Here is a 720-nt window from a genome sequence, read left to right as displayed (position 1 = left end):
AGGAGCAATTGCCCCATGGTGGGATCAAGCGTTATCGCTATGACGACTTGGGGCGACAGGTTGCCCGTGAGGATGAGCATGGCGCACTAATCCAGTATCAGTGGGACGCCGCAGGACGCTTGCTGAAACTGATCCAGCCTGGTGGTGGATGTAGGGAATTCAGCTACAACCCCTACGGCAAAATCATCGCCGAACGCGACGAACTCGGCCACGTTACCCGCTACGAATACGCAGACGGCCTGCACCTGATCAGCCGCCGCCTTAACGCCGATGGCACCCAGGTCAAGTACCGCTACGACAGCGCCCGGCTGCTCCTCACCGAGATCGAAAACGAAGCCGGCGAAACCTACCAACTCGACTACCACCCCAACGGCCTGATCCGCCAGGAAACCGGCTTCGACGGCCAACGCACCGCGTATGCCTACGACCTCAACGGCAACCTGCTGGAAAAAACCGAATACGGCGACGATGACAGTCAGCGAATCACCCGTTACGAGCGCGACCATGCCGGACGCCTCGTAAGAAAAACCCTGCCCGATAACAGCATTATCGATTATGCCTACGACCGCCAAGGCAACCTCCTCAGCGTCGAAGACGGCCACTGGGCGTTGGCCTACGAGTACGACCGCCAAAACCGCCTCACCGCCGAACACCAAGGCTGGGGCACCCTGCGCTACGGCTACGACGCTTGCGGGCAACTGAAAAACCTGTGCCTGCCGG

1 pseudogene is annotated in these 720 nt (G+C 60.0%); it reads left to right on the top strand.

From position 1 onward, the window contains the following. Positions 1-720 (top strand): annotated as a pseudogene (locus A7K61_RS30610) (RHS repeat protein); the annotation flags it as partial.

The organism is Pseudomonas sp. AP42 (assembly GCF_001728935.1).
Taxonomy (GTDB): Bacteria; Pseudomonadota; Gammaproteobacteria; order Pseudomonadales; family Pseudomonadaceae; genus Aquipseudomonas; species Aquipseudomonas lactis.
Note: the sequence above shows the minus strand (reverse complement) of the source record. Positions and strands in the feature narration are given on the sequence as shown.